The organism is Hoyosella altamirensis, assembly GCF_014191505.1.
GTDB classification, from domain to species: Bacteria; Actinomycetota; Actinomycetes; order Mycobacteriales; family Mycobacteriaceae; genus Hoyosella; species Hoyosella altamirensis.
In genome coordinates, this window is record NZ_JACHWS010000001.1 from 145,699 (window position 1) to 171,122 (window position 25,424).

The window sequence follows — 25,424 nt, forward strand, 5'->3', positions numbered from 1 at the left end:
ATGATTACTATTAAGAAATGACTTCAGTTGCTGAAAGTGACCTGATCCCCGTCACCGTTCTGTCGGGTTTCCTCGGCGCCGGCAAGACGACGCTGCTCAACCATGTCCTCGCGAATCGCGAGGGTCGGCGCGTCGCTGTCATCGTCAATGACATGAGCGAGGTGAACATCGACGCCCGCCTCGTCAGCGGCGCGTTCGGGAATGAGCCGCACCTCGATAGGACGGAAGAAAAGCTGGTTGAGCTCACCAATGGCTGCATCTGCTGCACTCTTCGGGAAGACCTCGTCGAGTCGGTCGGTGCGCTCGCACGAGAAGGCAGATTCGACCAGATCCTCATCGAATCCACCGGCATCTCCGAACCCATGCCTGTCGCTGCGACATTCGAGTGGGAATTCCAAGGGGGATTCCGGCTCGGCACGCTGGCGCGGCTCGACACTATGGTCACAGTTGTCGACTCGTCGACGTTTCTGGCAGAACTCGCGCGCGGCGAACACCTCGCGCAGCGAGATCTCGAAGCCGGTGACGGAGATTCCCGCACTATCTCTGATCTGCTCGTTGACCAAGTCGAGTTCGCGGATGTCATCCTACTGAACAAGACCGATCTGGTTACGGACGCGGTGGCGGGAGTAGTCGAGGCCACAGTCCGGCGACTCAATCCGCACGCCCGGATCCTCCGGACCTCGCATGGGGTGGTGGCGCTTGACGATGTTCTCGCCACCGGACTCTTCGACCGCGAACAAGCGTGGGAGGCCCCTGGATGGGCTGAAGAACTCGCAGCGGGTCACACTCCAGAGACTGAAGAATACGGAATCAGTAGCGTGACCTTCCGCAGCGATCGGCCATTCCACCCAGAACGCTTAGCGGAGGCGATCCAGGGCTTCACAGGCCTGTTGCGCAGTAAAGGTTTTTGCTGGCTCGCAAGTCGTCACCCCTACGCTGCGGTGTGGTCGCAGGCGGGTCCGCATCTCACGATCGATCCAGCCCAGCGCTGGAAGGACGTCGATGTGGAGCCTGGCCAGGAGATCGTCCTCATCGGTCTTAAGCTTGACCAATCAAAACCGCAGCTCGCGCTCGCACGGGCGCTGCTGACCGACCGTGAACTCAAGGCCGGACCCGCACAGTGGCGGAGTTATGCCGACCCGTTCCCCCAATGGGAGGTTGCGCAGCTTGTCCACCAGCATTGAGCTGCCGCCAAGCGTCCCGGGGCTGGCGTCGTCGTGGTGGGGAAGCGGGTAGGCTAGAGGATTGTGCATCCTGATGTTTCCGCAGATATCGCCGACCTCGACAACACTCTGAAGTCTGTCGAGGCGGTAGTTGACATCGACGAGTTGCGCCGGCGGATCCGCGAACTCGAAGACCAGGCGGCATCACCCGATCTCTGGGACGACCAGGAGCATGCGCAGCAGGTCACCAGCCAGCTCTCGTATGCGCAGGGTGAACTGCGGCGCTTGGAGGAACTGCGTCAGCGCATCGACGACCTCCCCGTGATGTACGAACTCGCGGAGGCTGAGGAAGGCACGGCCGCGCAGGAAGCTACGACTGAAGCTGACGATGAGCGTACGGCGCTCCGAGGAGAAATCGAGCTCCTCGAGGTCCGCACCCTCCTGTCCGGTGAATACGACCAGCGCGAAGCGCTCGTCACGATTCGGTCCGGCGCGGGCGGCATCGATGCTGCCGACTGGGCGGAAATGCTGATGCGCATGTACATCCGCTGGGCCGAGAAACACAAGTATTCGGTCGAGGTTTACGACACGTCATACGCTGAAGAAGCGGGCATCAAGAGCGCCACCTTCGCCGTCAAAGCGCCCTACATGTACGGCACGCTGTCCGTCGAGCAGGGGACCCACCGGCTCGTGCGGATCAGTCCGTTCGACAATCAGGCGCGCCGCCAGACGTCCTTCGCTGAGGTGGAGGTCCTTCCTGTGGTCGAGACGACCGACAGCATTGACATCCCCGAAACTGAGCTGCGAGTGGACGTCTTCCGTTCCTCAGGCCCTGGCGGACAGTCCGTTAACACGACCGACTCCGCGGTACGCATCACGCACCTCCCGACCGGCATCGTGGTCTCCTGCCAGAACGAGAAGTCGCAGCTGCAGAACAAGGCCGCCGCGATGCGAGTCCTTCAGGCCAAGCTTCTCGAGCGCAAGCGCCACGAAGAGCGCGCGGAGATGGACGCGCTGAAGAGCGAAAGCGGCAGTTCATGGGGCAACCAGATGCGCTCCTACGTTCTGCATCCTTACCAAATGGTCAAGGACCTTCGGACTGAAGTCGAGGTGAACAACCCCTCCACAGTGCTCGACGGAGAGATCGATCGTTTCATCGAAGCAGGCATTCGCTGGCGCAAGAGCGAAACGGTCTAGGACGCGAAAATGCTAGCTGTCGGTGTCGCGCTATACACTCGGCGGCGTGATCAGCCTCGAGAACGTGACGAAGTCGTACAAGACCTCGACACGCCCCGCGCTGGACAACGTGTCCGTCTCGATCAAATCCGGTGAGTTCGCTTTTCTCATTGGGCCGTCGGGATCGGGAAAGTCCACGCTCCTGCGCCTTCTGCTCCGCGACGATGTGCCCACTTCAGGCGACATCCACGTAGCGGACTTTCATGTAAACAAGCTTCCGCCGCGCAAAGTGCCGAAGCTGCGCCAAAGCGTCGGCTGCGTCTTTCAGGATTTCCGGCTGCTGCCTAAGAAGACGGTTCAGGAGAACGTGGCTTTCGCGCTCCAGGTGATAGGGAAGTCGCGCAGTGAGATTCGCGAGACGCTGCCCGAGGTGCTGCAGCTAGTCGGCCTCGAGGGTAAAGCCAATCGATTGCCGGACGAGCTTTCGGGCGGTGAACAGCAGCGTGTAGCGATGGCACGCGCCTTCGTTAACAAACCCAAGGTGCTGCTCGCGGACGAGCCGACAGGCAACCTGGATCCGGATACGAGCAACGACATCATGCTCCTGCTTGAACGCATCAATAGGACGGGTACGACGGTTCTGATGGCGACGCACGACAACCACATCGTCGATGCGATGCGTAAGCGCGTCGTCGAACTCAGTCATGGTGCGGTCGTCCGTGATGAGAAGAGCGGTATCTACGGAGTAGGGCGGTAATGCGACTCACCCTTATCATCCGCGAGGTCTTCGCGGGGCTGACCCGCAACATCACGATGACTCTCGCCATGATCATCACGACCGCGATATCGCTTGGCCTCTTCGGAGGAGGGCTGCTCGTCGTCGACATGACGAACAAGACGGAGCAGCTCTATCTCGACAACGTTGAAGTCGAGATTTTCCTGACCGACGACATCAGTACCGCCGACCCGGGATGTGAGACGGACATCTGTTCGACGCTCCGGGAAGATCTCGGCGAGTTCCCTGGTGTCACAGATGTGCGCTACGTCAGTCGTGAGGAAGCGCTCGAGATTTATCGGGAGACGTTCGAGAACAACCCGGAGATCCTCGATCTGGTTCGCCCTGAGGCTCTGCCCGCGTCGTTCCGGGTCCGGCTCGACGACCCCGAGCAGTTCGTCGCTATCTATGAGCACTTCAACCTGTATCCGGGTGTCGAATCCGTCCGGAACCAGGAAGAACTAGTGCAGCGATTGTTCTCCGTTCTGGACGGCCTTCGCAACGGCGCGTTCGCGATTGCGATCTTCCAGGCTTTCGCGGCGCTCATGCTCATCGCGAATATGGTTCAGATCGCTGCCTTCACTCGCCGTACGGAAGTCAGCATCATGCGGCTCGTCGGTGCCACACGCTGGTACACACAGCTGCCTTTCCTGCTCGAGGCGGTGGTCGCCGCACTTGCCGGTGCGCTTGTTGCGGTGGGTGGTCTCTTCGTTACGAAGAATGTATTCCTCGACGACGTTCTCAGTGAGGTGTACCAATCGAACATCGTCGCGCCGATAACGAACGCTGCGATCGCCTCGGTCTCACCCTGGCTCGTGGGAGCGGCGGCCGTGCTGTCCGCATTTACGGGATACTTGACGTTGCGGTGGTACGTGCGCGAGTGAAAACCAGTTGCGTATGCCCGTATCGTTGGAAGGTCATGATCAGAAGGAATCCAGGAAGGGCCCTGACGTGAAGGAGAAGGGCCGCAAGGTCATCGCGAGCAACAAGAAGGCGCGCCACAACTACGCGATCCTCGACGTCTACGAAGCGGGCGTCGTGCTGCTCGGCACCGAAGTGAAGACCCTGCGTGAAGGTAAGGCATCGCTGGTAGACGCGTATGCCACCGTCGACGACGGCGAAATCTGGCTGCGCGGCCTCCACATTCCCGAATATGGGCAAGGCAGTTGGACGAATCACGAACCGCGACGGACACGGAAGTTGCTGCTCCATAAGCGCGAAATTGAGCACCTCGTCGGCAAGACCCGTGAAGGACAACTGACGCTCGTCCCGCTCTCCATGTACTTCTCCGATGGCAAAGTGAAAGTGGAACTCGCGCTCGCGCGAGGCAAACAGTTGCATGACAAACGCCAGGACCTCGCGCGCCGCACCGCGGAGCGTGAAGCTACCAGCGAACTCGGACGGCGCATCAAGGGAATGAGCGGATAGGGAGTTATCCACAGGGTTGTGGATAGATTTCTCGTGGCTTGCCGGATCCGCGGCAAACTCTGTACGTGACGATCGAGAGATATGCGGCCTGCCGAAAATCGCTGTTGACGAATCTGCCGCCCAGGGAACGTCGGCAGGGTGGGGCCGAACTTCTGAAGTTGCGCCGCAATTGCTATGTCCGCAGCCGCGAGTGGGCAGCAATGTCCACTGAACAGCGCCACCTCCTCCGCGTCGCGGCGGTTTCGGCCGCGCGACGGCAGGGCGATGCTGTGTTGAGCCACTCGTCAGCCGCGGTCATGTATGGCCTTCCCACATGGGGTGTCGACCTGCAGCGGGTTCACGTCACTCGTGGTCAGCGCTCCGCGGGGCGGGTAACTGGTGACATGCACGTGCACTCCGGTTCGGTTTCTGGTTCGGGACTGGTCGCGGGTCTGCCCGTCACGACGCCCGCGCGAACGGTCGTCGATATCGCCCGGACGGTGCCATTCGAGCAGGCCGTCGTGATCGGCGACGCTGCGCTCCAACGAGGCTTGGCTACCAGAGACCAGTTGAGCAGCGAGCTTGGTGCAGCGCGCCACTGCACGGGTATCCGGGAGGCACAAAAGGCAATCGCTTTCCTCGACGAGCGAAGCGAGAGCCCAGGCGAATCACGCAGCAGGGTGTTCATGCATCGATATGGACTTCAGTTGCCGTGTCTCCAGGCGTCTATCCGGGACAAGCGCGGAAAGGTGATTGCGCGCGTGGACTTCCTCTTTCCGTGCGGCGTGGTCGGAGAGTTCGATGGGCGCATGAAGTACGGGCGAGGTGATGACGTCTTTCGCGAGAAACAGCGCGAAGACGCGCTGCGAAGGCTGGGCTGGCTGGTGGTGCGCTGGGTGTGGGCCGACCTTGAGCGACCTGATGAACTTTTCCACCGCATCTCGGAAGCACTTGCTGAGGCGAAGCACCGGCCAGCGCCTGTGGGGGAATGGTCTGAGCGGCCACGGTGTTAATCTCCTCAGGAACCGCAGATTGCCTAAAGATACTGTGGATTTCCTCGGGACGTTTCCGAGTAGATCTGCAGTATGTTGCGCGAATGTGCGGTGCACGAGGAAATTGACAACTGGAAACGGGAATGACAGGGCCGCCGGGAGGCGTTAGAGTAGGTAGTCCTGTAGAACCCAGGCGCGAGGGGCTGATCGGTTTCGACTCTGTTCGTCGCGATGGGGGAAGCGTGCCGGTGCAGGCAAGAGACCACCGTTAAGCGTCGTTGCAAACCAATAAGCGCCGACAATGCTCAGCGCAGCCAGTCTGACTTCGCTCTCGCAGCTTAGTTAGGCAGATGGCTCGTCAGACCGGGAAGGCCCTCGGCCCGGACCCTGGCGTCGACTAGAGGGACAAACCGTTTACCCCGGTCACGGGGGTAGATGGGACATCAAACAGTGACTGGGATCGTCATCACAGCTCGTCCGTGAGACTGTGAGATCCGAGTAGAGACACAACGGACTGCGCACGGAGAAGCCCCATCAACACTGCGGAGGACCCGGGTTCAATTCCCGGCAGCTCCACGAGAAGCGGCCCGGACCGACAAGGTCCGGGCCGCTTTGTTATCTCCATTCACTCTCTTTCGAGTTGCGGGCTGCCCCACCATTGGCGAAAGTGATCTTTTCGCGGTGTCACCACCGCGAGACAGCACAAACCTCAAGGGGTCGTATGCACTACGCCGTAGGGATAGCTGGTCTCGCCGTTTTCATGACGCTGGCCTGGGCTGCCAGTTATGACCGGAAGCTGGCGCTCAAACGGCTCAAATACGTGGCCATCATGCTTGCGATCCAGGTGGTCCTCGGTTTCTTCCTAATCCGCACCGCCGTTGGTCAGACCGTCGTCGACGGAATAGCTAGCGGTTTTGGCCGGCTCCTCGAGTTTGCGTTCGAGGGAACGTCATTTGTGTTCGGTGGCCTCGCTGGTGATCCAGACGCGACGAACGGCCTCACCCCAGCGTTCTTTATGGCAGTGCTCATGCCGATCGTGTTCATCTCGGCGATTATCGGCATCCTCGAATGGTCGAGGCTCTTGCATGTCGTGATCCGGAATTTAGGCCTGGCAGTCGGCAAGATCAACGGCCTTGGCAAGCTCGAATCATTCGGCGCATCGGCATCCTTGCTTCTGGGCCAGTCTGAGGTGTTCATTGCGCTGAAGAACCAGCTGCACCACCTGAATGAACGACGGCTTTACACGCTGGCGGCCGCGGCAATGTCGACGGTCTCCGCCTCGATCATGGGCTCCTACATGGTGCTCCTCGACCCGCAATATGTGGTCACAGCGATAGCGCTGAACTTCTTCGGCATCTTCATCGTGGTGACGCTGATCAATCCGTATGACCTCGAACCTTCCGAGGACGTGGCCGTTTTCTCCGACGCGCGACACCGGTCATTCTTCGAGATGCTCACCGAATACATCTGGGACGGTTTCCGCGTGGCGATCACCGTTGCTGCGATGCTGATCGGCTTCGTCGCGCTGATCGCGATGGTGAACGGCATCTTCAACGGAATCTTCGGCGTGACATTCCAGCAGGTGATGGGCTACGTGTTCGCGCCGCTGGCGTTCCTGACGGGGGTTCCGCCATCGGAGATAGTGGACGCAGGCAGCTTGATGGCAACGAAACTCGTGACGAACGAATTCGTCGCGATGACACAAATCGCGGCGGGGGAGTACGAGTTGTCGGACCGCGCCTACGCGATCGTGGCAGTGTTCCTGGTTTCGTTCGCGAACTTCGCGTCAATCGGAATCATCGCGGGAGCGGTGAAGGGCCTCGCGCTGGCGCAGGGCGACACGATCGCAAGATTCGGTCTCCGGCTGCTGTACGGTGCAACACTCGTGAGCTTCATCAGCGCAACGATGGTCGGGCTCCTCATCTGATTGTCAGTGCGCTATGGCACGCTAGTACCGCCCCTCAACGAACAGCGGAAGGACGACAGTGAGCGCGAGGAAGACGCCAAGCAAGAGCGCCTACACTCCCGAGAAACCTTCCAACTCAGCGACGTACATCCTCGGCGCGATCGCTGTCGTCATCGCCGCAATCGCTGTAGTCGGGATGGTGCTGTGGCAGCAGCGCACAAGTGAACCCGTAGACGAGGGGTACGGAACAGTCCGCGAAGCGCCCGTGGCGATCGCCGACGACGGTGTCATCGTGCTCGGCTTCCCGGACGCGCCCCGCTCGATCGCCATATTCGAAGACCATATGTGTGAAGGATGCCAGTCCTTCGAGCGGCTGTTCGGCCAGCACATCGCACGGGTGATCGACGAGGGCGAAATCTCCGTCGAGTACAACACGATGAACTTCCTCGACCCCGCATCGGGCAGCGGCACGTATTCCACTCGCGCCGCGGCGGCAGCTGAATGTGTGGCCGAAACGGGCAATGGTGCAGCATTCAGCGGGTTCCACGCTGCGCTCTATGAGGCGAAGCCGCGAAGCGGAGAGGACCGCACGAATGAGGAACTCGCGGACGTCGCGCGCGAGGCGGGCGCCGACGATGCCGCAGTTGACTGCATTGCGACGGGGGCGCGGGAAGACGCCGCGCGCGAGCATGCCGACCTAGCTCGCGCGGCCATGGAGGCCGCGGGCGGCCAGGGAACCCCGACCGTGGTGGCGGACGGCGAAATCGTCGACTGGAACAACCGGCACTGGCTGAACAACCTGATAGGCGAGTGACCCCAGCAGATTTGCCGGAACTGCTCGACGTGGTGTAATTTCGGTCGAGCACCGGCCCGATAGGCTGATGTGAACGGGGCTATGGCGCAGCTGGTAGCGCACCACACTGGCAGTGTGGGGGTCAGGGGTTCGAGTCCCCTTAGCTCCACCCAAAGTGTCTTATGGGAACACGCGACATGGCTCGACGAGTCGTGTTCGTGTTCCGCTTCATTGCCTTCGTCGTCTGTCTCGCTTTCGCGGATGATGGTGGCGATGGCTCGGCGAGCCGCGGGCGTAGTTCCTCGTTGTCGGTGATGTCCAGCCGCGTGTAGAAGGCTTGGTTCGCCAACCGCCGGTCGGTGCCGCGCGGGTTGGTGGCGAAGTCGAGCAGCATCCGCGACCCCGCAGGTGCCGCAGTGCAGCAGCCCTTTGAGGTGGTGGGCGTGCTGGACGTGCCGGGTCATCTTCGCTGTGCGCGCCAGCAACAGTGACTGCATCTTGTCGAACATCGCCGGTTTCACGGTGGTTTCGTGCGCGCCAGGGTGGAGCGCGACGTGTAGCGGATCACTCCCGCGTAGTAGGGGTTCGTGAGCAGCTTGTAGAGCGTGTTCTTCCCGAGCGGCTTGGACGGGCGTTTCGGGGTCGGCACCGTCGTCAACGCTCGTGCGGTGAGGTCGCGCAGCCCGGTCACGGAGGTCTCGCCCTCGGCGTAGCGCTCGAACGCGTCAGTCAGTCAGCACGGATGCCGCGAGGAGGCCCGCGATGAGAGCTCGATATCGGTCCACCGTGCCACCGCCCTGACCAACGAACCGGTCGTAGAGTTCGACGGCGCCAATCAGCGTCGTCCGATCGGTGAGTTCTTCGAGGGGGGTGTCATCTCGCAACCAGCCCTTTGCGTGCCACATCCTGATCACGAGGGCGTTCTGCTCCCGGATCGAGGCGGTGAGCGCGCGCAGCTCTGCAGCGAGAGCCGCATCATGACGGGCCGCCTCGGCGAAGGCCTGCCACAAACCGTGTCCGGCCTGGTTGACGGCAGTCAGCACCTCGGCGGCCACCTGCGCCGCCTCGTGAGGAGTGCGTGCAGCCAGAAGCTGGAGTCCAAGTTCTGTCTCCAGCACCGGCTGATCCCGGCCTCCCGCGAAGGACACCAGGTCGATGGCGGCCCGGAGAAGTTCGGGCTTCGGTCCGTAGTTCTGCACGGTCTCAGTTGACACGCCCGCGCGCTCTGCGATCTTCGGCAGTGTTGTGGCGGCGTATCCGCTGCGGCCAAAGAGCTCGGCAGCTGCCTGCACGACACGGACCCGAGTCTGCTCCGCCTGCTCACGGCGCAGGCGTGACGTGTAAGGGCGTGTCGGTTTCGCAGACATATTGACTCCAGTGCAGACAAGATGGATACTAGAGCACAGTATCGAAATATCCTCACCCTGACCGGAGGATCGATCATGGCGCACGCAGGTGGCACTCTGACTCATCCTGTCACCGGGGAGCGTCTGAAATGGCGGCAGGTCGCCACCGACACGGACGGAGAGCTGCTGCAGGCCGACATGTGGGTGCGTCCGGGCGGATTCGTCGCTGCGGCGCACATCCACCCGCAGCAGGAAGAGCGATTCGAGGTCCTCACTGGCACCGCCGCGTTCATGCTCGACGGCGTGAAGAGCACCGCGACAGCGGGGCAGTCCGTCACGGTGCCCGCCGGACACCCGCACGTATGGTGGAACGGCGGCGACGATGAGGTGCATGTACTCGTCGAGCTACGCCCCGCACTTCGCACCGAGGTGTTCTTCGAGACGTTCTTCGGCCTCGCACAGGATGGGAAGATCACGCAGAAGGGTCTGCCTCACCTGCTTCAGATGGCAGTGATCCTGCGGGCGTTCGCACCCGAAATCCGGCTCGCGCAGCCTCCCAGCAGGGTCCAGGCGATGCTGTTCGCGCCGCTCGCAGCTCTCGGCCGAGCACTCGGCCGTCGGGCCTCGTACTCGAAGTACAGCTCGAAGCCGCTCCCGATGTGGGAAACCGCATAGCCTTCTCACCGTTGACCGAATTTTGTGTTCACCCGCCGTTTGCCATGGTCGACCCCGCTCGGCGACGCACTGAACCTGCTTCTTGATCGCCTCGACCTGTACCGCGACGTCATCCAGCATGGTCTGGCCGGACATGGCTATGTGCTCGATTGCCTTCTCGACGCTCGCGAGCGCCGGTGACGCATTGCCGACAATGCTCGTGAAGTCGCCGTAGTCCTCGGCAATTCCCTTGTGTCGAGCCCGAGTTGTGGGACGCTGACCGAAGGTGACGAAGTGGAGCTCGTCAGCAGAACTCTCGGCTGGGTTCGCAGCGCGAGGATCATCAGGCCGTCGCGTTTTAGAGCCGGGCAGTAATTGTCCGTTCGGGGTCAGGGTGCACATGGATCGATCGCAGACAGTGCGGCACGCGGGGGAGCGAACCACGCACCGTCGTGTCCCTGAATGGCTCCTCACCACCCTCGCCGCCCTACTGGTCTTCCTCGCACTCATCGCACCTCCCGACACCCAGCACCTAATCCCCCTGGCGATACTGCGGATCCCCGTGGAGGGACTGCTCGCTGCCGCGCTCCTGCTCGTTCTGCCAGCACGCCCACGCCGGATTGTGGCTCTCGCCCTAGGCTCCCTGCTCGGCTTGCTGACCCTGCTGCGCATCATCCAGATGGCCTTTTCCGGTATCCGGGGTAGGCAGTTCGATCCGGTCTTCGACTGGCCTCAGCTCGGCAACGGAGTGTCCCTGCTCGAAAGGGAGATCGGCTCGCTCGGTGCGTTCGCCGTCGCAGGCGGGGCCGTCGTCCTCGCAATTGCCCTGGTCCTACTTATTGCGCTGTCTGTCGGGCGGCTTGCGCGCGTCGCCACCAATCACCGGCGCACGACGGGACGCACGGTCGCCGGACTGACCGTCATCTGGCTGGTGTGTTTAACGTTCTCCGTGCAGCTCGCGCCATCGTTGCCGGTGGCGTCGCGGAGCGTCGTGGAGCTCGCCTACCAGGCCGGCCACCAGGTGCGGACGAGCGTGGAGAATCAGCGACAATTCGACTCTGAGTTGAGCGCCGCTGACGACACTTCGGTCGTGGGTCCGCTCGCCGCGCTACGCGGGAAGGACGTCGTCTTCGCCTTTGTGGAGAGCTACGGGCGGATCGCGCTCGAGGACCCGGAGTTCGCGCCAACGGTCACGGCGGTGCTCGACGATGGAACCCGCCAGCTCGATGCGGCCGGATTCGCTTCGCGCAGTGGATACCTCACCTCGCCGGTATCCGGCGGCGACAGTTGGCTGGCGCACGCAACGTTGCAATCCGGGCTGCGGGTGGCAAACCAGTACAGCTACGACAAGCTCGTCGAAAGCGACCGGCTCACGCTCACGAGCGCATTCAACACTGATTGGCGGACCGTCGCGGTCATGCCGGCCAACCGAGGCCCGTGGCCGGCGGGAGACTACTACGGCTTCGACCAGATCTACGACGAGCAGAGCCTCGACATCCGATCCCGAACCTATTTCGGCTTTCAAGCCCCAGACCAGTACACGCTGTCCTTCTTCCAACGCACCGAACGCGAGCGCGCGGGCCGGGAGCCGGTGATGGCGGAGATCGCGCTCGTGACCAGTCACTGGCCGTGGCATATGATTCCCTACCTGCGCGACTGGAACGACGTCGGCGACGGCGCCGTCTTCGACGAGCCCGACGCCGGGCAGAGCGCTTCCGCGCAGGTGGTCATGCTCGACAACGCCCGTATGCGCGACGGCTACCGCCGAACCATCGAATACTCGCTGTCCACCCTGGTCTCCTATCTGCAGACCTACGGCGACGACGACCTGGTGCTCGTCCTCCTCGGCGACCACCAGCCGCCCACCTACCTCATTGGCGAGGACAAGGGCTTGGACGTCCCGATCACAATCGTCACCCGCGACCGGGCCGTGCTGGATCAGATCGCGGACTGGGGTTGGGAGGCCGGGCTGCGGCCGAGCCCACACGCTCCGGTCTGGCCGATGGAGTCCTTCCGCGACCGGTTCCTGACCGCCTTCAGCAAGTAGGGCCGCTCGCTCAGAGCAATGCCACGTTTCGGCCCTACCGACGTGGTATACACGGTGCACGGGCCATGGAACGAAAGCTATTCGGAGGGCCGATGTCTGAGGGCGACGCACGTGCTTACTGGGTGCGTGCCCCCGGGCTGGGCGAGCTCCGCGACGTTCGGCTGCCACCCGCGAATCCCGACGAGGTGCTGGTCCGAACCCTGTTCAGTGGGATCAGCCGCGGTACCGAGATGCTGGTGTTTCGCGGCGGCGTCCCGGCCGACCAGCATCAGGCGATGCGGGCGCCATTTCAGGACGGGGACTTCCCAGGGCCGGTGAAGTACGGCTACCTCAATGTCGGGGAAGTCGAGGAGGGGCCGGCGCACCTGGTAGGTCGCACGGTGTTCTGCCTCTACCCACACCAGACCCGTTACGTTGTCCCCGCCGATGCCGTGGTCGTCGTGCCGGACGACGTCCCGCCCGCGCGGGCGGCACTCACCGGCGCAGTGGAGACGGCGGTGAACGTGCTCTGGGACGCGCCGCCGCTCATCGGTGATCGGGTCACGGTCGTGGGTGCCGGGATGATCGGCTGCTGCGTGGCCCGGCTGCTCGCCAAGTTTCCCGAAGTTTCGGTCACGCTCGTCGATGTGGACACCTCACGTGCCGAGGTCGCGGCAGCGCTGGGTGTCGAGTTCGCGCAGGCCGGCGACGCACCTCGGGATCAGGATCGCGTCATCCACGCCACTGCGACGGCCGAAGGGTTGTGGTTGGCTTTGCAGTTGCTGGCCACCGAGGGGGAAGTGATCGAAGTGAGCTGGTACGGCGATACCGACGTCCAGGTCCCGCTTGGCGGAGCGTTCCATTCGCGGCGGCTGGCAATCCGTTCCAGCCAAGTCGGCCTGGTCGCTCCGGTTCGTAGGACGAGCCGAACGAACACGGAGCGGCGCAAACTTGCCCTGGAACTTCTCCGAGACCCGGCCTTTGACGCACTGCTGAGCAGCAGGTCGCCGTTTGATCAGTTGCCCGAAACGATGGCAAAGCTCGGTTCGCTGCCAGGCCTGTGCCACGTGATCACCTACGAAGGGAGTGAAAGCAGTGTTCAGTGTGACGGTGCGTGAGCACATGATGATCGCGCACAGCCTGCGTGGCGAGGTGTTCGGGCCCGCGCAGAAGTTGCATGGCGCCACGTACGTCGTCGATGCGACGTTCCGCCGGACCGAACTCGACCCGAACGGCATCGTCGTCGATATCGGCGCTGCGACTACTGCATTGCACTCGGTGCTCTCGGACCTGAACTATCGGAACCTCGACGACGATCCGTCCCTGGCGGGCACGAACACCACCACCGAGGTGCTCGCGAAGCTCGTAGCTGACCGGCTGGTGGACCGCATTCATGCTGGCGAGCTCGGCGAAAGTGCTTCCGGGCTTGCCGGGATCATGGTGACGCTTCGTGAGTCGCATGTGGCGTGGGCGTCGTACGAACGAACACCATGACCGTTCATCTCCTGGTGCCCGAGGGCTTCGACGATCCAGCCCGTCCGAGCGGCGGCAATTACTACGACCGTCGGATCGCGGAGGGGCTCACCCGGCTGGGGTGGCAGGTATGCGTCCAGCCGGTCGCGGGCTGCTGGCCGCGGCTCGGGGGCGTTGAAGTCACCGAGGTGACGGCCGAGATTCCGGACGACTCGGTGGTGCTCGTCGACGGCATCATCGTCTCTGCCATGCCGCAGGTTCTTGTGTCGGCGGCCAGACGCCTTCGGCTGGTTGTGTTGGTGCACATGCTCCCCGAGAACCAACTTGAGCGCGAAGTGCTTTGGGTAGCCGACTCAATCGTCACTACCAGCCGCTGGACGCGGGAGAAGCTGCTGGCCGAGTACGGTCTGGAGGCCGGTTGCGTGCACGTGGCCCATCCCGGCGTGGACTCCGCTGAACTCGCACGTGGAAGTCCGGAGGGGCGACAGCTGTTGTGCGTGGCGACAGTCGCCGAACACAAGGGTCACGACCTTCTGCTCGACGCGCTGGACCGCATCGCCGAACTGTCATGGCATTGCACCCTCGCTGGTCCGCTGGATCGTGAACCCGTCTTCGTCGATCGTCTGCGGCAGCAGTTGCACACCTCGCGGATCGCCGGTCGCGTCACCTTCACCGGGGCGCTCGACACCGACGCCGTTTCGAAGAAGTACGCCACTGCCGATCTACTCGTGCTGGCATCGCGGGGCGAGACGTACGGAATGGTGATCTGCGAGGCGCTTGCCCGGGGCGTTCCCGTGTTGGCGTCCGAGGTGGGCGGCATCCCCGAGGCCGTCGGTACCGCCGCTGACGGTACTTCGCCTGGCCTGTTTGTACCGCCGGGTGACGCCGGCGCACTGGCCGCAGAATTGGCTCGCTGGTTGCAGGATTCTCAGCTCCGTCACCGGCTCCGCAGCGCGGCGCGGGACCGCCGGAGTTCGCTGCCCACATGGCAGGCAACCACCGAGCGAGTTGCCGAGGTACTCGCCGGATGAAAGTGCGCGTTTTCCTACAGGTCGCGGTCGCTGTCGCGATCCTCGTCCTACTGGTGGTTCAGTTCGGTACCGGACCATTTGTGGCGGGCTTTCAGGCCGTCAGCATTCCGTCGATCGCCATCGCGGCGACAATCGCCCTCGCCACCACGGTGTGTTCAGCGTGGCGGTGGCGGCTCGTGGCAGACGGCCTCGCCCTCAAACTTCCCATGCGGGATGCCGTTGCCGCCTACTACAAGTCGCAGTTCCTCAATATCGCGCTTCCCGGTGGTGTACTCGGCGACGTTCACCGCGCCGTGCGGCATGGTTTGGATGTCGGCACTGTGCCGCGTGCGGGACGAGCGGTCGTGGAGGAACGCGTCGCCGGGCAACTCGCGTTGATTTCGCTGACCGTCGTGGCGCTTGCCGTTCTGCCGTCCCCGGTGCCTGTGGCGGTGCTTGCCATAGTCTCTGTTGTCCTCGTCGGGCTGATTGCGGTGGTAGGGCGGTTGGGCCTCGTCCCGCGCGCGTGGCCGGGAATCGTGCTCGCATCAATAGCCGTCGTGGTGGGCCACGCCGCGATCTTCGTCCTCGCCGCCCACACCGTTGGAGTCGACGTCTCGATGGCGCACCTTCTGCCCCTGACCTTGCTGGTGTTGGTGGTGGCGGCACTTCCGTTCAATGTCGGCGGCTGGGGACCGCGCGAGGGCGCGGCCGTTTGGGCGTTCGGAGCGGCCGGGCTCGGCGGCGCACAAGGGCTTGCCGTCTCCACCGCATTTGGCGTATTCACCATCGCCGCAGCACTTCCCGGTGCGATCATGCTGTTGGTCCCACATCGAAGGCCGCAGAGATCTGTTGAACTCATCGAAGGATCGTCCGCGCATGGCTGAACGTCCCTACACACTGCTCAGTTGCAGCATGTCGCTCGACGGCTACCTCGACACCGCAACAGCCCCACGCCTTCTGCTGTCCAATGACGCCGACTTTGACCGGGTCGACGACGTTCGGGCGTCCTGCGATGCGCTCCTCGTCGGCGCGAACACCATCCGCAAAGACAACCCCAGGCTGCTGGTTCGATCAGCCGAACGTCGGGAACAGCGAGTCGCAAGCGGGTTGTCGCCATCGCCGATCAAGGTCACGGTAACTCGCCGGGGTCTCCTGGACGCCGCTGCGAGCTTCTTCACTTTCGGTCCAGCCGACAAGATCGTTTACTGCGCGACTGCCAGCGCAACAGAGGCGGCCCGACGGCTCGAATCGGTGGCCTCGGTTGTCGATGCAGGTGAAGGCGTTGACATGCAGTGGTTGATCAGCGATTTGGGCGACCGAGGGGTTCGCCGGCTGATGGTCGAAGGTGGACGAACGATCCTCACCCAATTCCTCACGGCTGGTCTGGCTGATGAGCTGCAACTAGTCGTGGCGCCGTTCTTCGTCGGTGATTCACGAGGCTGCCGATTTGTCGGCGACGGACAGTTCCCGTGGAATCCGGGCCACCGCGCCACGCTTGCCGAAACTCGTCAGATCGGCGACGTCGTCCTGTTGCGCTATGCGCTCTCACCGCGATTCGCCACGTGAGCGCGCTGGAACGGGCGCGGGCGAGCGCGTTCCCCGCGGACGAGTATGTCGGCCAGGAGAGTTTTGTGTCGGGCGGCGAGGTCCGGCAGCTGGCTCGCCAGGCCCGGGTCGGTCTCGGCGTCTCAGTGCTCGATCTGTGCTGCGGGGTCGCTGGTCCCGGCCGGATGATCAGCGCGGAGTTCGGGTGCAACTACTTGGGCATCGATCGCTCCGCAAGCTCACTGTCCACCGCACGGGAGCGGGCCGAAGACCTACGGTGCCGTTTCGAGCAGCTCGAAATCCCGCCGCTGCCCGATGGCCCCTTCGAGGTGGTTTTTCTGCTGGAGACGATGCTCGCGTTCCGCGACAAAGACGCCCTCGTTCGTGAGGTGGCGCGCGTGCTGGAGCCGGATGGGCGTTTCGCCTTCACCGTCGAGGAAGGCCGCCCGCTCACCCACCGGGAGCAGGAGCTGATGCCCGCCGCCGATACTGTCTGGCCCATCGAGCTTGCGGAACTGACGGCCGTACTGGGCAACGTTGGGCTGACTGTGACCTGGCAGCAGGACTGCAGCTCCTCGCATCACGCGATAGCGACTGCGCTGCTTCTCAGCTATGGAGCGCATCGCAGTGAGATCGCCGCTGAGATCGGGACGCAGGCTACCGCCGATCTGATCACGTCCCATGAGCTGTGGAGTGACTGGCTGGGCAGCGGGCGGGTGCGCAAGTTCGCGATGGTGGCCCAGAAATGACGGCCGAGAAATGACCTTTGACTATGCGGGTTATCTGGTGGCGAAGACGACCGTGGACGACCGGGCGCTCAACCGACATGTCCTGGACGAGTTGCGCCGGCTGATGCCCGCAGATGCGCCGCGAGTGCTGGAGGTCGGCGCTGGGCTCGGAACGATGGTGGCCCGCCTGATGGACTGGGGAGTGGTCAGCGTTGGCGAGTACATCCTCCTGGACGCCGACCGGGAGTTGCTGGATTCTTCTCGCCAATGGCTGTCCGATTGGGCGGCCGCTCGCGGTCTGCGTATCGAATTACTGCCTGATGGGCTTCAGGTGGGCGATCTTCGGGTGCGCCTCGTGCAGGCCGAGCTCGGGAGTTACGTGGAGGCCGCTCACGAGGTGCGGGCGGATGTGCTGATCGCCAACGCCGTCCTCGACTTGGTGGACGTGCCGACGGTCCTGCCCGGCTTGCTGCAGCTTCTCGTCCCCGGCGGCGTCTACTGGTTCACGATCAACTACGACGGCGAAAGCATCTTCGAGCCCTCTCACTCCGCGGACGACCAGGTCCTGCGGGCCTATCACCGCGACATGGACGAGCGAGTCCGCTACGGACGTCCGGCGGGGGAAAGCCGCACGGGTCGACGACTGTTTCACCACCTGCGGGACGCGGGGGCGCCCGCGCTGGCAGCAGGGTCGTCGGACTGGGCCGTGTACCCGGGACCGGACGGGAGCTATCCGGCCGAAGAGGCTTACTTCGTGCGCATCATCCTCGACACGATCCGGGACGCTTTGCGGGTTCGCCAGGATTGGGTGGGAGCCGCGGAGCTTGCCGATTGGCTGGCCGAGCGCCGCCGACAACTGGCCGCGGGGGAGTTGGTCTACATCGCACATCAGCTCGATTTCGTGGGTCGCTCGCCCCACAGCCAGAGTATGTAGCGACCGAACGACTCACACAACAGCACCAGCGCAACGCCGACGATGATGATGTTGGCGACCGGCGGCAGCACGTCCGCGGCCGCGATGATCAGCGCGATGCCTTGCACCGCCGCCACCACCTTGCCCCAGTAGCGTGGAGGTACGGGCTTACGCAGCCATGGCCACAGCCGCTCGGCAGCCCAGAGCGCATAGCGGGCCAGCCCGATCACCAACACCCAGGCGCCGAGCGCTCTGCTGACGTGGATGCTCAGGACGAGGATCAGGAACGCGTCGACCTCCTGGTCGAACAGAGCGCCCGTCGCCGACACCGACCGGGTGCGCCGTGCGACCCAGCCGTCGACTCCGTCGAGGATCAGGGCGGGCACGGTGAGGCCTACGAGCAGGGCGGGCGGGATGTCGGTGCTGAATCCGCTGACCACGAGCGCGGCGACGCTGCCGACCAGGATGGCCCTCGCGAGCGTGACCTGGTTCGCCGGCCCGAGCGAGGTAAGACCTTCACGGTCGAGCAACTTCGCGACCAATACGTTGACCACAGCACCGAATGCGAGTCCGACCAGCCATCCCAGCGCGCTCACGCGGACGAAGCCGGCAAGGACAGCCAGCAACACCAGCTGCGCGGCGAAGCCGATCAGCACCCACGCTCGAAGCAATGCCACGTTTCCTCTCTACAGGGGCGTATCGCCGACGAGGTCGATTTCGGGGCATCAAAGATGGTCACGCGCCTGCGAGCTTGCCACTTTTCGACAATTCCGGGTCGGTGCATGACGAGAGATCGAAACAGCACGGGCGTCGTTTGCCAGAGCGCAGTTTCGAGATGCTGACCGCGACGCGACGCGCGCGCGTCTGTGGGTTCTTCGTGGCGTTGATCCAGCGCACCCATTCCCAGCGCGCCATCGACGTGATGGTGCGCCATTCCTCTGCGATATCTGGAGCCTCGAGCAGAGCGGCACGGAAGTCGTCGGGCAGTTCGGGCTCTGGCCAGTCTTTGGTCGGTTCGACTTCGAGCGTCACCGGATCGTTGGCATCGAGGGCGAGAAGGTCGACCAGCGAATTCTCGATCGGAAGCCAATGGCCCCGCATGCCATCAGGTTCGACAACCGTTTCAAAGGAGTGCCCATTCAACACGGCCTTTACCGCGACCTGTCCACGCGACGGCAGTTGTGCGCTCGTCTTGTCGGGGAACCGCAGAATTGCCCGGTCACCGACTTTCTGCACGCGCCCGTCGAAGACGATCGCCGACGAAGCGGATGTGTTTTCGACAGTCGGTTCCTTGGTCATTGCACTGCTCCTGGAGGTTCCGTTTATGTCAGCGTAAGCGCTTTTCGCAGGCCGGACGCACGCGGAATACCCCGGTTTCCAAGCCGGGAATTAGCGGACGCTGGCCGACTGTCCGGCAATGCCAGGATGAGACTGCTAAGCAGTCCCTGGCTCTGCCTCGAACAGTTTGTTGAGAAACCTATACGCCAGCAGCTCATGAGGCATAAATTTGTCTTTGTGAAACGTTGTAGCGAAGCTACTTCGTCGCCAGCCGTGCATGGCGGCCATGGGCCTGCCCAGGGTGATACGACAAGCACCCGGGTGTCTTCTAAGACCCTCATCAGATCTTCAGTAGTCCCCTTTCCCCGCATCGATGGGAGCTTTCATGAGCACAGCGGCGGAACGTGCAGCCCGTCTTGATTTGGTGGCCCGGCTTAAATCCTCCTATCCGGAGATTCCGGAGGCACCAACTCCGGATCTCCTCGACCACGAGCGGTTCAACGCGTACATGAAGACGGTTCACGACGTGGGCGGCGAACCGGATGCGCCGATGAAGTACGAGAACAAGCAGTACGAGGTGTGGGAGCACAACACCTATGTGATCTGCGAGGTTCTCGCCTGGCGCGGGATCTGGTTGTCGGAAGAGCGGCGCCGGATGGGCAATGTCGATGTGGGGCGCGCGGTCTACCTGGGGATTCCGTACTACGGTCGCTGGCTGTTGGCGGTCGCCCGCGTGCTTGTCGAGAAACACTACGTTGGCCTCGGCGAGCTGAGTGAACGGATGGCCGAGGTAGCGGCCCGGTATGAGGGCGGTCTCGACGGCAAGGCGATCGCGGCGCACCCCAAGTTCGAGGGTGACGGTTCTCAGGTCAAACGCAACAAGCACCACCTGCATGCGGTCGGCAAGGGTGATCCGCAGGTGTATGCCGGCCAGGCCGGTGAACCGAAGTTCCAGGTCGGCGATCCAGTGGTGGTGCGCGAACTGCCCGCCCTGCTGTATACCCGCACCCCTGAATACGTGCGCGGCGCCAAAGGGGAGATCGCTTCCGTTGCGTACGAGAGCCCAGCCGCAGAGGACGAGACCTGGGACCGGCCCGATGCGAAGGCGGAATGGTTCTACGTCGTCCGGTTCAACATGGCGGAGTTGTGGCACGGCTACACAGGCACGACGGACGACAGCCTGCAAACGGAGTTGCCCGAACGCTGGCTGAAAGCAGCAACCTAGGCGACGGTCCCTTCCGTTTCCACTGATCCGGCACCTTGTCAGAAAGGGATCCCATGAGCGGCCACGATCACGATCACGATCACGAGCGCACTGTTGCGCCAATGGTGGACGAAATAACCGACTTCGAAGTCCTGGAGATCGCCCTGCGCGAACTGTGCATTGAGAAGGGCATTTTCACCGCCGAGGAGCATCGTCGGTTCACCGAGTTCGCCGAGCAGATCGGCCCCACGCCGGCCGCGAACCTGGTTGCCCGGGCGTGGCTGGACCCCGATTTCAAAACGCTCGCGCTCGCCGACCCGATGGCCGCCAGTAAAGAAGTCGGTGTGGACTGGATGGAACCTACCGGCTTCGGCACGCCGAGCGACTTCACCGCGTTTGAGATCCTCGAGGACACACCAACACTGCACAATGTAATCGTCTGCGCACTGTGCTCGTGCTACCCGCGACCCATTCTTGGCAATTCACCCGAGTGGTATCGCACACCTAACTATCGTCGGCGTCTGGTTCGCTGGCCGCGCCAGGTGCTCGCCGAGTTCGGACTGTATCTGCCCGATGATATTGCAATCCGCGTGCAGGACTCCAACCAGAAGCACCGATTTATGGTGATGCCGCTCCGTCCGGAGGGGACCGATGGGTGGGACGAAGACCAGCTCGCGGAAATTGTCACGCGCGACTGCCTGATCGGGGTTGCGCTGCCCAAGCCTGGCGTAACGACCAACGTCATCACCGACACCCGTCCAGCTATCCACCCAGCCACCTGACGGAGCAGTCACAAGTGAGTACGCCGAACGATCCGCGCTCAATCAGCGATATCGATATCGCGCCACTGAAAAGCATCATGGAACGGAATCAGATCTGGCCGCGCATGGCCGCCAAGTATGGCGTCACTAATCCTGTGCCGCCGTGGAAGACCAGCCTCGACGGCATGTGCGACGCTCTCGACCACTCCGCGTGCGATACGAGCGTCCCCAATTTCAAAGAGCGACGTGATGAGGAAGATGCCCTATCTGAATCGTCGTATGCAAGCCTGCCGTATCCCGAGAATCAGCTCGTCGCGTTAGCGCATTCCCTCGTGGTTCGCGGCCTCATCAGTGAGACGGAACTAAAGGAAAGACTCGCGAGCATCCGGGCCAGACTGGAGGCGTAACAACGCGGCACGTCACTCAAGCGCGGCCCGTGGGACGGCGGGAGCATCCACGGCAGCGCACTCGAAGCTGTCCTTGTTCGTGCCTTGGAACGTCTGCCGCACCCAGTTCCGATGCTGTGGAGCTCAGGTTCACGATCAGTCTTGAACGTGAACCCGTCGGCAGTTGGGTTGCGCTGGAAGCCACCACCACACTTGGCGGTCAGGGAACGGGGTTGCACAGGCGCGAATCCACGACATAGCCAGCCCGGTCGCTCGAGGGAGCCAATCGCTGTTCGTGGAGGAGCGTGCGCACTCACTAGCGTAGGTATCAGTGCGAATCCGGCATGTTTCACAAGATGCTTGCGGTGCGTGCGATTGGGTAGCAACGTAGGGGGAGACCGCGAAACGATCAAGGGAAGTCGGTGCCGCGATGGCAATCCCAACGCACGAACGACGCCCCGATGCGGCCCTGGGACTCGAGGGTGTTCCGCATACCGGCGAGGAAATGACTGACGACGGCCATCTGGTTGAGCCGCAGGCCAACGAGTTCGCACATGCGAGAGAGGCGAAACGCGAACCGGAGTGGTACAAAACCGCGGTCTTTTACGAGGTGCTGGTCCGCGCCTTCCATGATTCCAACAACGATGGCACCGGCGACATGCGGGGCCTCGTCGACAAGCTTGATTACTTGCAATGGCTAGGCGTCGACTGCTTGTGGCTGCCGCCCTTTTACGCGTCGCCACTGCGTGATGGCGGGTACGATATTTCCGATTTCCGTGCCGTGCTGCCCGAGTTCGGCACCGTCGATGACTTTGTTTACCTCCTTGAGCACGCGCATCGGCGCAATATCCGCGTCATCACTGACCTTGTTCTCAACCACACTTCGGACGCTCACCCCTGGTTTCAGGAATCACGCAATCATCCGGACGGTCCGTATGGCGACTTTTATGTGTGGTCCGACACTGACACGGGGTATCCCGACGCGCGGATAATCTTCGTCGACACGGAGTCGTCGAACTGGACATACGATCCCGTTCGCGGTCAGTTCTACTGGCACCGGTTCTTCTCGCATCAGCCCGACCTCAACTATGAGAACCCCGAGGTCGGTGAGGCGATGATCGATGTCCTGAGGTTCTGGCTTGACCTCGGCATCGACGGTTTCCGGCTGGATGCGGTCCCGTACCTGTTCGAAGAGGAGGGGACGAATTGCGAAAATCTGCCGCGCACGCATGAGTTCCTCAAGCACTGCCGGAAGGTGGTCGACGACGAATTCCCGGGCAGGGTGCTGCTTGCGGAGGCCAACCAGTGGCCGTCCGACGTCGTCGCGTACTTCGGCGACCCCGCCGTGGGCGGGGACGAGTGCCACATGGCCTTCCACTTCCCGCTCATGCCGCGCATCTTCATGGCCGTCCGGCGGGAATCGCGCTATCCGATCTCAGAAATCCTGGCACAGACGCCGCCCATACCTGCTGGGGCGCAGTGGGGGATCTTTCTGCGTAACCACGACGAGCTGACGCTGGAGATGGTCACCGACGACGAGCGTGACTATATGTACTCCGAGTACGCCACAGACCCGCGCATGAAGGCGAACATCGGCATCCGCAGACGGCTTGCGCCGTTGCTCGACAACGACATCAATCAGATGGAGTTGTTCACCGCGATGTTGTTGTCACTGCCAGGATCTCCGGTTCTGTACTACGGCGACGAGATCGGTATGGGTGACAACATCTGGCTCGGGGACCGGGATGCGGTCCGCACACCGATGCAGTGGACTCCGGATCGCAATGCCGGTTTCTCGACTTGCAACCCTGGACGCATGTATCTCCCGCCTATCGCGGACCCTGTCTACGGCTACCAGAGCGTCAACGTCGAGGCGCACCTGAATAATGCGTCGTCCCTGCTGTACTGGACGCGCCGCATGCTTGAGATTCGGCGCCAGCACCACGCTTTCGGACTGGGTGAGTTCATTGAGCTTGGCTCCTCGAACCCGAGCGTCCTCGCGTACTTGCGTCACTACAACGATCCGGCCGACGGGGACGATCTGGTGTTGTGCGTGAACAACCTGTCCCGCTTCCCTCAGCCCGTAGAACTGGACCTTTCCAGGTACGCGGGTCGGCAGCCCACCGAACTGACCGGTGGCGTGAGATTCCCCGTGATAGGGGAGCTTCCTTACCTGTTGACGCTTCCGGGTCATGGCTTCTACTGGTTCCAGGTCACCGACGCGGTCGAGGGTGGCGACGCGCAGTGAAAGCCGATGAGATCGTGACCTCACTGGCGGAGCCATTGCGCGAATGGCTGCCACGGCAGCGCTGGTTCGCCAGCAAAAACCGCTCGATCGATGCCGTCGAACCCCAGGCCTCTGTGTGGCTGGAAGACGGCGATCCCGGAGTGGTGCACGCTTTGGTGACGGTACGGCAGCAGGATATCGCCGATACTTATCAACTCCTGATCGGCCTGGCGAGCGAGCCTGCGGAGTATATCGAGGTGATCGGCAACGTAGGCGAACTCGCTGCATTCGATGCCTCAGTGGACCCAGCGCTCTTGGCCCCGCTGCTGGACTTCTTCGCTGCCCGGGCTGACCGTCACGGCGTGGTGTTCGCGCCTGAGCCTGGTACCGGGCCGAACACGGGGCTGAAGACTGGGTTGCGCCCCAGGAGTGTCGGCGCGGAGCAGAGCAACACGTCGCTGATATTCGGCGACGCGTACATTCTCAAGCTTTACCGTCGGCCGCTTCCTGGCAAGCAGCGCGATCTTGAGCTGCACCGCCTGCTGCATGCCGCGGGCAGCCCCCATATAGCAACGCCGTTGGGCAGCATTCAGGCGCGAGACACGGTTCTGGGTTTCCTGCAGCAGTACTTACCGGACGCAACGGAGGGCTGGGCTGCGGCGAGCGCGAGCGTACGGGACTTGATGGCTGAGGGAGACTTACATGCTTCGGAAGTCGGCGGTGATTTCGCTGGTGAAGCGCGCCGCCTGGGCGCTGCAGTAGCGGCGGTGCACGCCGATCTGGCACGTGTCGGGGGGAGTAGCGCCGCGAGCCCCGAACAGGTCGCGAATATGGTGGCGTCGATGCACGCTCGTCTCGATAAGGTGCTCAAGCAGGTGCCTGAGATTGCCGAGCACGAAACTACGGTGCGTGCGGCGTTCGATGAACTAAACGCAACCCCGTTGGTTCTGCAGCAAATCCATGGCGATCTGCACTTAGGGCAGGTTCTGCGCACCACGTCGGGCTGGGTGCTCATTGACTTCGAAGGAGAGCCCGCGGCGACCCTTGCGGACCGGTCGGCGCTGGGGAGCCCGCTTCGTGATGTTGCGGGGATGCTGCGTTCGTTCGACTACGCGGCACACCACCTTCATGTTGGTGAGGGCGATGCGCGCGGTGAACATCAGCGCGAAGTCCGGGCCGAAGAGTGGGTGGAACGTAACTGTGCGGCGTTCTGTGAGGGATACACCGCGGCGGGTGGCGAAACACGCGACCTGCGCGAGCACCACGCCGAATTGCGTGCATTTGAACTGGACAAGGTCGTCTACGAGGTGGGGTATGAGCAGCAAAACCGGCCAAGCTGGCTGCCGATCCCGTTGGGCGCACTCGCCAGACTGACTGCGAACTGATCGATTCCTTCCGCTGCTGAGGCGGAGTATTTACGTCCTAAAGCGTGGCGTAAGCGGGCGCCCAATTGCGAGGATATCGAACCGTTATAGGTGATCCTCGTCGCATAGCAGGACGCTCCAATCGGGCTTGTCATTGGCGGGAAAAAGCTGGTCAGCACCTAATTATGTCGAGGTCCGCCCGAAATTCACCAACAAAGATCAACTTTGCATTTCCCTCAAGCAGTACGTATGTTCTGGAAGCGATTTGGCCTCGAAAGGACATGACGTGGAAAT

The 25,424-nt window shown here is 62.7% G+C and carries 28 protein-coding genes, 1 tRNA gene and 1 other RNA gene; 26 read left to right on the forward strand and 4 right to left on the reverse strand.

What is annotated here, in order from left to right:
• The first annotated feature begins 17 nt into the window (after positions 1–17).
• The 11 genes from FHU29_RS00680 to FHU29_RS22950 all read left to right on the forward strand — a co-directional run bounded on the left by FHU29_RS00680 (position 18) and on the right by FHU29_RS22950 (position 8,544).
• A complete protein-coding gene (locus FHU29_RS00680) occupies positions 18–1,184 on the forward strand; it encodes a GTP-binding protein (protein WP_064440704.1) in 1,167 nt (388 codons plus the stop codon).
• 63 nt (positions 1,185–1,247) lie between these two features.
• Positions 1,248–2,360 carry a peptide chain release factor 2 gene (prfB, locus tag FHU29_RS00685; RefSeq protein WP_064440705.1) on the forward strand — a complete coding sequence of 371 codons (1,113 nt, stop codon included), beginning with the start codon at positions 1,248–1,250 and terminating at the stop codon, positions 2,358–2,360.
• A 46-nt stretch (positions 2,361–2,406) separates the two neighbouring features.
• A complete protein-coding gene (gene ftsE / locus FHU29_RS00690; RefSeq protein ID WP_064440777.1) occupies positions 2,407–3,096 on the forward strand; it encodes a cell division ATP-binding protein FtsE in 690 nt (229 codons plus the stop codon).
• Complete coding sequence (ftsX, locus tag FHU29_RS00695; RefSeq protein ID WP_064440706.1) at positions 3,096–3,998, forward strand: permease-like cell division protein FtsX; 903 nt, start codon at positions 3,096–3,098, stop codon at positions 3,996–3,998. The genes ftsE and ftsX overlap by 1 nt, the downstream gene beginning before the upstream one ends.
• 67 nt (positions 3,999–4,065) lie before the next feature.
• A complete protein-coding gene (smpB, locus tag FHU29_RS00700) occupies positions 4,066–4,542 on the forward strand; it encodes an SsrA-binding protein SmpB (protein WP_064440778.1) in 477 nt (158 codons plus the stop codon).
• A 65-nt stretch (positions 4,543–4,607) separates the two neighbouring features.
• Positions 4,608–5,534, forward strand: a complete 927-nt coding sequence (locus tag FHU29_RS00705; protein WP_157095154.1) for a hypothetical protein — start codon at positions 4,608–4,610, stop codon at positions 5,532–5,534.
• Positions 5,535–5,712: 178 nt separating this feature from the next.
• Positions 5,713–6,092, forward strand: a transfer-messenger RNA (tmRNA) gene (ssrA, locus tag FHU29_RS00710).
• A gap of 142 nt (positions 6,093–6,234) precedes the next feature.
• Positions 6,235–7,440, forward strand: coding sequence for a NupC/NupG family nucleoside CNT transporter (locus FHU29_RS00715; RefSeq protein WP_064440707.1), 1,206 nt, complete (start codon positions 6,235–6,237; stop codon positions 7,438–7,440).
• A 58-nt stretch (positions 7,441–7,498) separates the two neighbouring features.
• Positions 7,499–8,233: a DsbA family protein gene (locus tag FHU29_RS00720; RefSeq protein WP_064440708.1), complete on the forward strand. Its 735-nt coding sequence runs from the start codon at positions 7,499–7,501 to the stop codon at positions 8,231–8,233.
• A 75-nt stretch (positions 8,234–8,308) separates the two neighbouring features.
• A tRNA-Ala gene (locus FHU29_RS00725) sits at positions 8,309–8,381 on the forward strand.
• A 28-nt stretch (positions 8,382–8,409) separates the two neighbouring features.
• A complete protein-coding gene (locus FHU29_RS22950) occupies positions 8,410–8,544 on the forward strand; it encodes a hypothetical protein (protein ID WP_260151913.1) in 135 nt (44 codons plus the stop codon).
• Between the two features lie 185 nt (positions 8,545–8,729).
• On the opposite strand, the gene FHU29_RS00730 is transcribed toward FHU29_RS22950, so the two are convergent.
• Positions 8,730–8,945 (reverse strand): recombinase family protein, encoded by a 216-nt coding sequence (locus FHU29_RS00730; protein WP_260152200.1) that lies wholly within the window; start codon positions 8,943–8,945, stop codon positions 8,730–8,732.
• Complete coding sequence (locus FHU29_RS00735; protein ID WP_064440709.1) at positions 8,938–9,579, reverse strand: TetR family transcriptional regulator; 642 nt, start codon at positions 9,577–9,579, stop codon at positions 8,938–8,940. The genes FHU29_RS00730 and FHU29_RS00735 overlap by 8 nt, the downstream gene beginning before the upstream one ends.
• A gap of 75 nt (positions 9,580–9,654) precedes the next feature.
• Here FHU29_RS00735 and FHU29_RS00740 point away from each other — a divergent pair, with 75 nt between their 5' ends.
• From FHU29_RS00740 to FHU29_RS00785, 10 genes are all read left to right on the forward strand, one after another.
• Positions 9,655–10,233, forward strand: coding sequence for a cupin domain-containing protein (locus FHU29_RS00740; RefSeq protein WP_183377434.1), 579 nt, complete (start codon positions 9,655–9,657; stop codon positions 10,231–10,233).
• Positions 10,234–10,257: 24 nt separating this feature from the next.
• Positions 10,258–10,413, forward strand: a complete 156-nt coding sequence (locus tag FHU29_RS00745) for a hypothetical protein (RefSeq protein WP_157095158.1) — start codon at positions 10,258–10,260, stop codon at positions 10,411–10,413.
• Between the two features lie 199 nt (positions 10,414–10,612).
• Complete coding sequence (locus FHU29_RS00750; protein ID WP_064440711.1) at positions 10,613–12,259, forward strand: alkaline phosphatase family protein; 1,647 nt, start codon at positions 10,613–10,615, stop codon at positions 12,257–12,259.
• A gap of 65 nt (positions 12,260–12,324) precedes the next feature.
• Complete coding sequence (locus FHU29_RS00755; RefSeq protein WP_083962357.1) at positions 12,325–13,356, forward strand: zinc-dependent alcohol dehydrogenase; 1,032 nt, start codon at positions 12,325–12,327, stop codon at positions 13,354–13,356.
• Positions 13,334–13,732 carry a 6-pyruvoyl trahydropterin synthase family protein gene (locus tag FHU29_RS00760; protein WP_064440712.1) on the forward strand — a complete coding sequence of 133 codons (399 nt, stop codon included), beginning with the start codon at positions 13,334–13,336 and terminating at the stop codon, positions 13,730–13,732. Before FHU29_RS00755 ends, FHU29_RS00760 begins: the two co-directional genes overlap by 23 nt.
• Positions 13,729–14,742 (forward strand): glycosyltransferase family 4 protein, encoded by a 1,014-nt coding sequence (locus FHU29_RS00765; protein ID WP_064440713.1) that lies wholly within the window; start codon positions 13,729–13,731, stop codon positions 14,740–14,742. Before FHU29_RS00760 ends, FHU29_RS00765 begins: the two co-directional genes overlap by 4 nt.
• On the forward strand, positions 14,739–15,608 hold the full coding sequence (locus FHU29_RS00770; RefSeq protein ID WP_064440714.1) for a lysylphosphatidylglycerol synthase transmembrane domain-containing protein: 870 nt from the start codon (positions 14,739–14,741) through the stop codon (positions 15,606–15,608). Before FHU29_RS00765 ends, FHU29_RS00770 begins: the two co-directional genes overlap by 4 nt.
• Positions 15,601–16,290, forward strand: a complete 690-nt coding sequence (locus tag FHU29_RS00775; RefSeq protein ID WP_064440715.1) for a RibD family protein — start codon at positions 15,601–15,603, stop codon at positions 16,288–16,290. The genes FHU29_RS00770 and FHU29_RS00775 overlap by 8 nt, the downstream gene beginning before the upstream one ends.
• The gene (locus tag FHU29_RS00780) at positions 16,287–17,018 is read left to right on the forward strand and encodes a class I SAM-dependent methyltransferase (protein WP_232322979.1); all 732 of its coding nucleotides are present in this window, start codon (positions 16,287–16,289) and stop codon (positions 17,016–17,018) included. The genes FHU29_RS00775 and FHU29_RS00780 overlap by 4 nt, the downstream gene beginning before the upstream one ends.
• Positions 16,963–17,931 (forward strand): class I SAM-dependent methyltransferase, encoded by a 969-nt coding sequence (locus FHU29_RS00785; protein ID WP_183377435.1) that lies wholly within the window; start codon positions 16,963–16,965, stop codon positions 17,929–17,931. Before FHU29_RS00780 ends, FHU29_RS00785 begins: the two co-directional genes overlap by 56 nt.
• Here the strand turns inward: FHU29_RS00785 and FHU29_RS00790 are convergent.
• Both FHU29_RS00790 and FHU29_RS00795 read right to left on the reverse strand, forming a co-directional pair.
• Positions 17,886–18,587, reverse strand: a complete 702-nt coding sequence (locus FHU29_RS00790) for a CDP-alcohol phosphatidyltransferase family protein (RefSeq protein WP_232322980.1) — start codon at positions 18,585–18,587, stop codon at positions 17,886–17,888. The genes FHU29_RS00785 and FHU29_RS00790 overlap by 46 nt on opposite strands.
• A gap of 58 nt (positions 18,588–18,645) precedes the next feature.
• Positions 18,646–19,209 carry a YdeI/OmpD-associated family protein gene (locus FHU29_RS00795; protein WP_064440717.1) on the reverse strand — a complete coding sequence of 188 codons (564 nt, stop codon included), beginning with the start codon at positions 19,207–19,209 and terminating at the stop codon, positions 18,646–18,648.
• 364 nt (positions 19,210–19,573) lie between these two features.
• On the opposite strand from FHU29_RS00795, the gene FHU29_RS00800 reads away from it, so the two are divergent.
• The 5 genes from FHU29_RS00800 (at position 19,574) to FHU29_RS00820 (ending at position 25,151) form a co-directional block, all read left to right on the forward strand.
• Entirely contained in the window at positions 19,574–20,413 is an 840-nt protein-coding gene (locus FHU29_RS00800; RefSeq protein ID WP_064440718.1) for a nitrile hydratase subunit beta, read from the forward strand.
• 53 nt (positions 20,414–20,466) lie between these two features.
• Complete coding sequence (gene scnC, locus FHU29_RS00805) at positions 20,467–21,174, forward strand: thiocyanate hydrolase subunit gamma (protein WP_064440719.1); 708 nt, start codon at positions 20,467–20,469, stop codon at positions 21,172–21,174.
• Between the two features lie 77 nt (positions 21,175–21,251).
• Positions 21,252–21,560 carry a hypothetical protein gene (locus tag FHU29_RS00810; protein ID WP_064440783.1) on the forward strand — a complete coding sequence of 103 codons (309 nt, stop codon included), beginning with the start codon at positions 21,252–21,254 and terminating at the stop codon, positions 21,558–21,560.
• Between the two features lie 484 nt (positions 21,561–22,044).
• Positions 22,045–23,787, forward strand: a complete 1,743-nt coding sequence (treS, locus tag FHU29_RS00815) for a maltose alpha-D-glucosyltransferase (RefSeq protein ID WP_221194731.1) — start codon at positions 22,045–22,047, stop codon at positions 23,785–23,787.
• The gene (locus tag FHU29_RS00820; RefSeq protein WP_064440721.1) at positions 23,784–25,151 is read left to right on the forward strand and encodes a maltokinase N-terminal cap-like domain-containing protein; all 1,368 of its coding nucleotides are present in this window, start codon (positions 23,784–23,786) and stop codon (positions 25,149–25,151) included. Before treS ends, FHU29_RS00820 begins: the two co-directional genes overlap by 4 nt.
• Positions 25,152–25,424: the final 273 nt, after the last annotated feature.

What these genes read in the sequence shown, in the direction of transcription:
- FHU29_RS22950 (WP_260151913.1), top strand. Translation starts at nt 8,410, where the DNA reads ATGGCTCGACGAGTCGTGTTCGTGTTCCGCTTCATTGCCTTCGTCGTC.
- FHU29_RS00810 (WP_064440783.1), top strand. Translation starts at nt 21,252, where the DNA reads ATGGAACGGAATCAGATCTGGCCGCGCATGGCCGCCAAGTATGGCGTC.
- FHU29_RS00795 (WP_064440717.1), bottom strand. Translation starts at nt 19,209, where the DNA reads ATGACCAAGGAACCGACTGTCGAAAACACATCCGCTTCGTCGGCGATC.
- treS (WP_221194731.1), top strand. Translation starts at nt 22,045, where the DNA reads ATGACTGACGACGGCCATCTGGTTGAGCCGCAGGCCAACGAGTTCGCA.
- FHU29_RS00750 (WP_064440711.1), top strand. Translation starts at nt 10,613, where the DNA reads ATGGATCGATCGCAGACAGTGCGGCACGCGGGGGAGCGAACCACGCAC.
- scnC (WP_064440719.1), top strand. Translation starts at nt 20,467, where the DNA reads ATGAGCGGCCACGATCACGATCACGATCACGAGCGCACTGTTGCGCCA.
- FHU29_RS00775 (WP_064440715.1), top strand. Translation starts at nt 15,601, where the DNA reads ATGGCTGAACGTCCCTACACACTGCTCAGTTGCAGCATGTCGCTCGAC.
- FHU29_RS00755 (WP_083962357.1), top strand. Translation starts at nt 12,325, where the DNA reads ATGGAACGAAAGCTATTCGGAGGGCCGATGTCTGAGGGCGACGCACGT.
- ftsX (WP_064440706.1), top strand. Translation starts at nt 3,096, where the DNA reads ATGCGACTCACCCTTATCATCCGCGAGGTCTTCGCGGGGCTGACCCGC.
- FHU29_RS00680 (WP_064440704.1), top strand. Translation starts at nt 18, where the DNA reads ATGACTTCAGTTGCTGAAAGTGACCTGATCCCCGTCACCGTTCTGTCG.
- FHU29_RS00715 (WP_064440707.1), top strand. Translation starts at nt 6,235, where the DNA reads ATGCACTACGCCGTAGGGATAGCTGGTCTCGCCGTTTTCATGACGCTG.
- FHU29_RS00735 (WP_064440709.1), bottom strand. Translation starts at nt 9,579, where the DNA reads ATGTCTGCGAAACCGACACGCCCTTACACGTCACGCCTGCGCCGTGAG.
- FHU29_RS00800 (WP_064440718.1), top strand. Translation starts at nt 19,574, where the DNA reads ATGAGCACAGCGGCGGAACGTGCAGCCCGTCTTGATTTGGTGGCCCGG.
- FHU29_RS00765 (WP_064440713.1), top strand. Translation starts at nt 13,729, where the DNA reads ATGACCGTTCATCTCCTGGTGCCCGAGGGCTTCGACGATCCAGCCCGT.
- FHU29_RS00740 (WP_183377434.1), top strand. Translation starts at nt 9,655, where the DNA reads ATGGCGCACGCAGGTGGCACTCTGACTCATCCTGTCACCGGGGAGCGT.
- FHU29_RS00770 (WP_064440714.1), top strand. Translation starts at nt 14,739, where the DNA reads ATGAAAGTGCGCGTTTTCCTACAGGTCGCGGTCGCTGTCGCGATCCTC.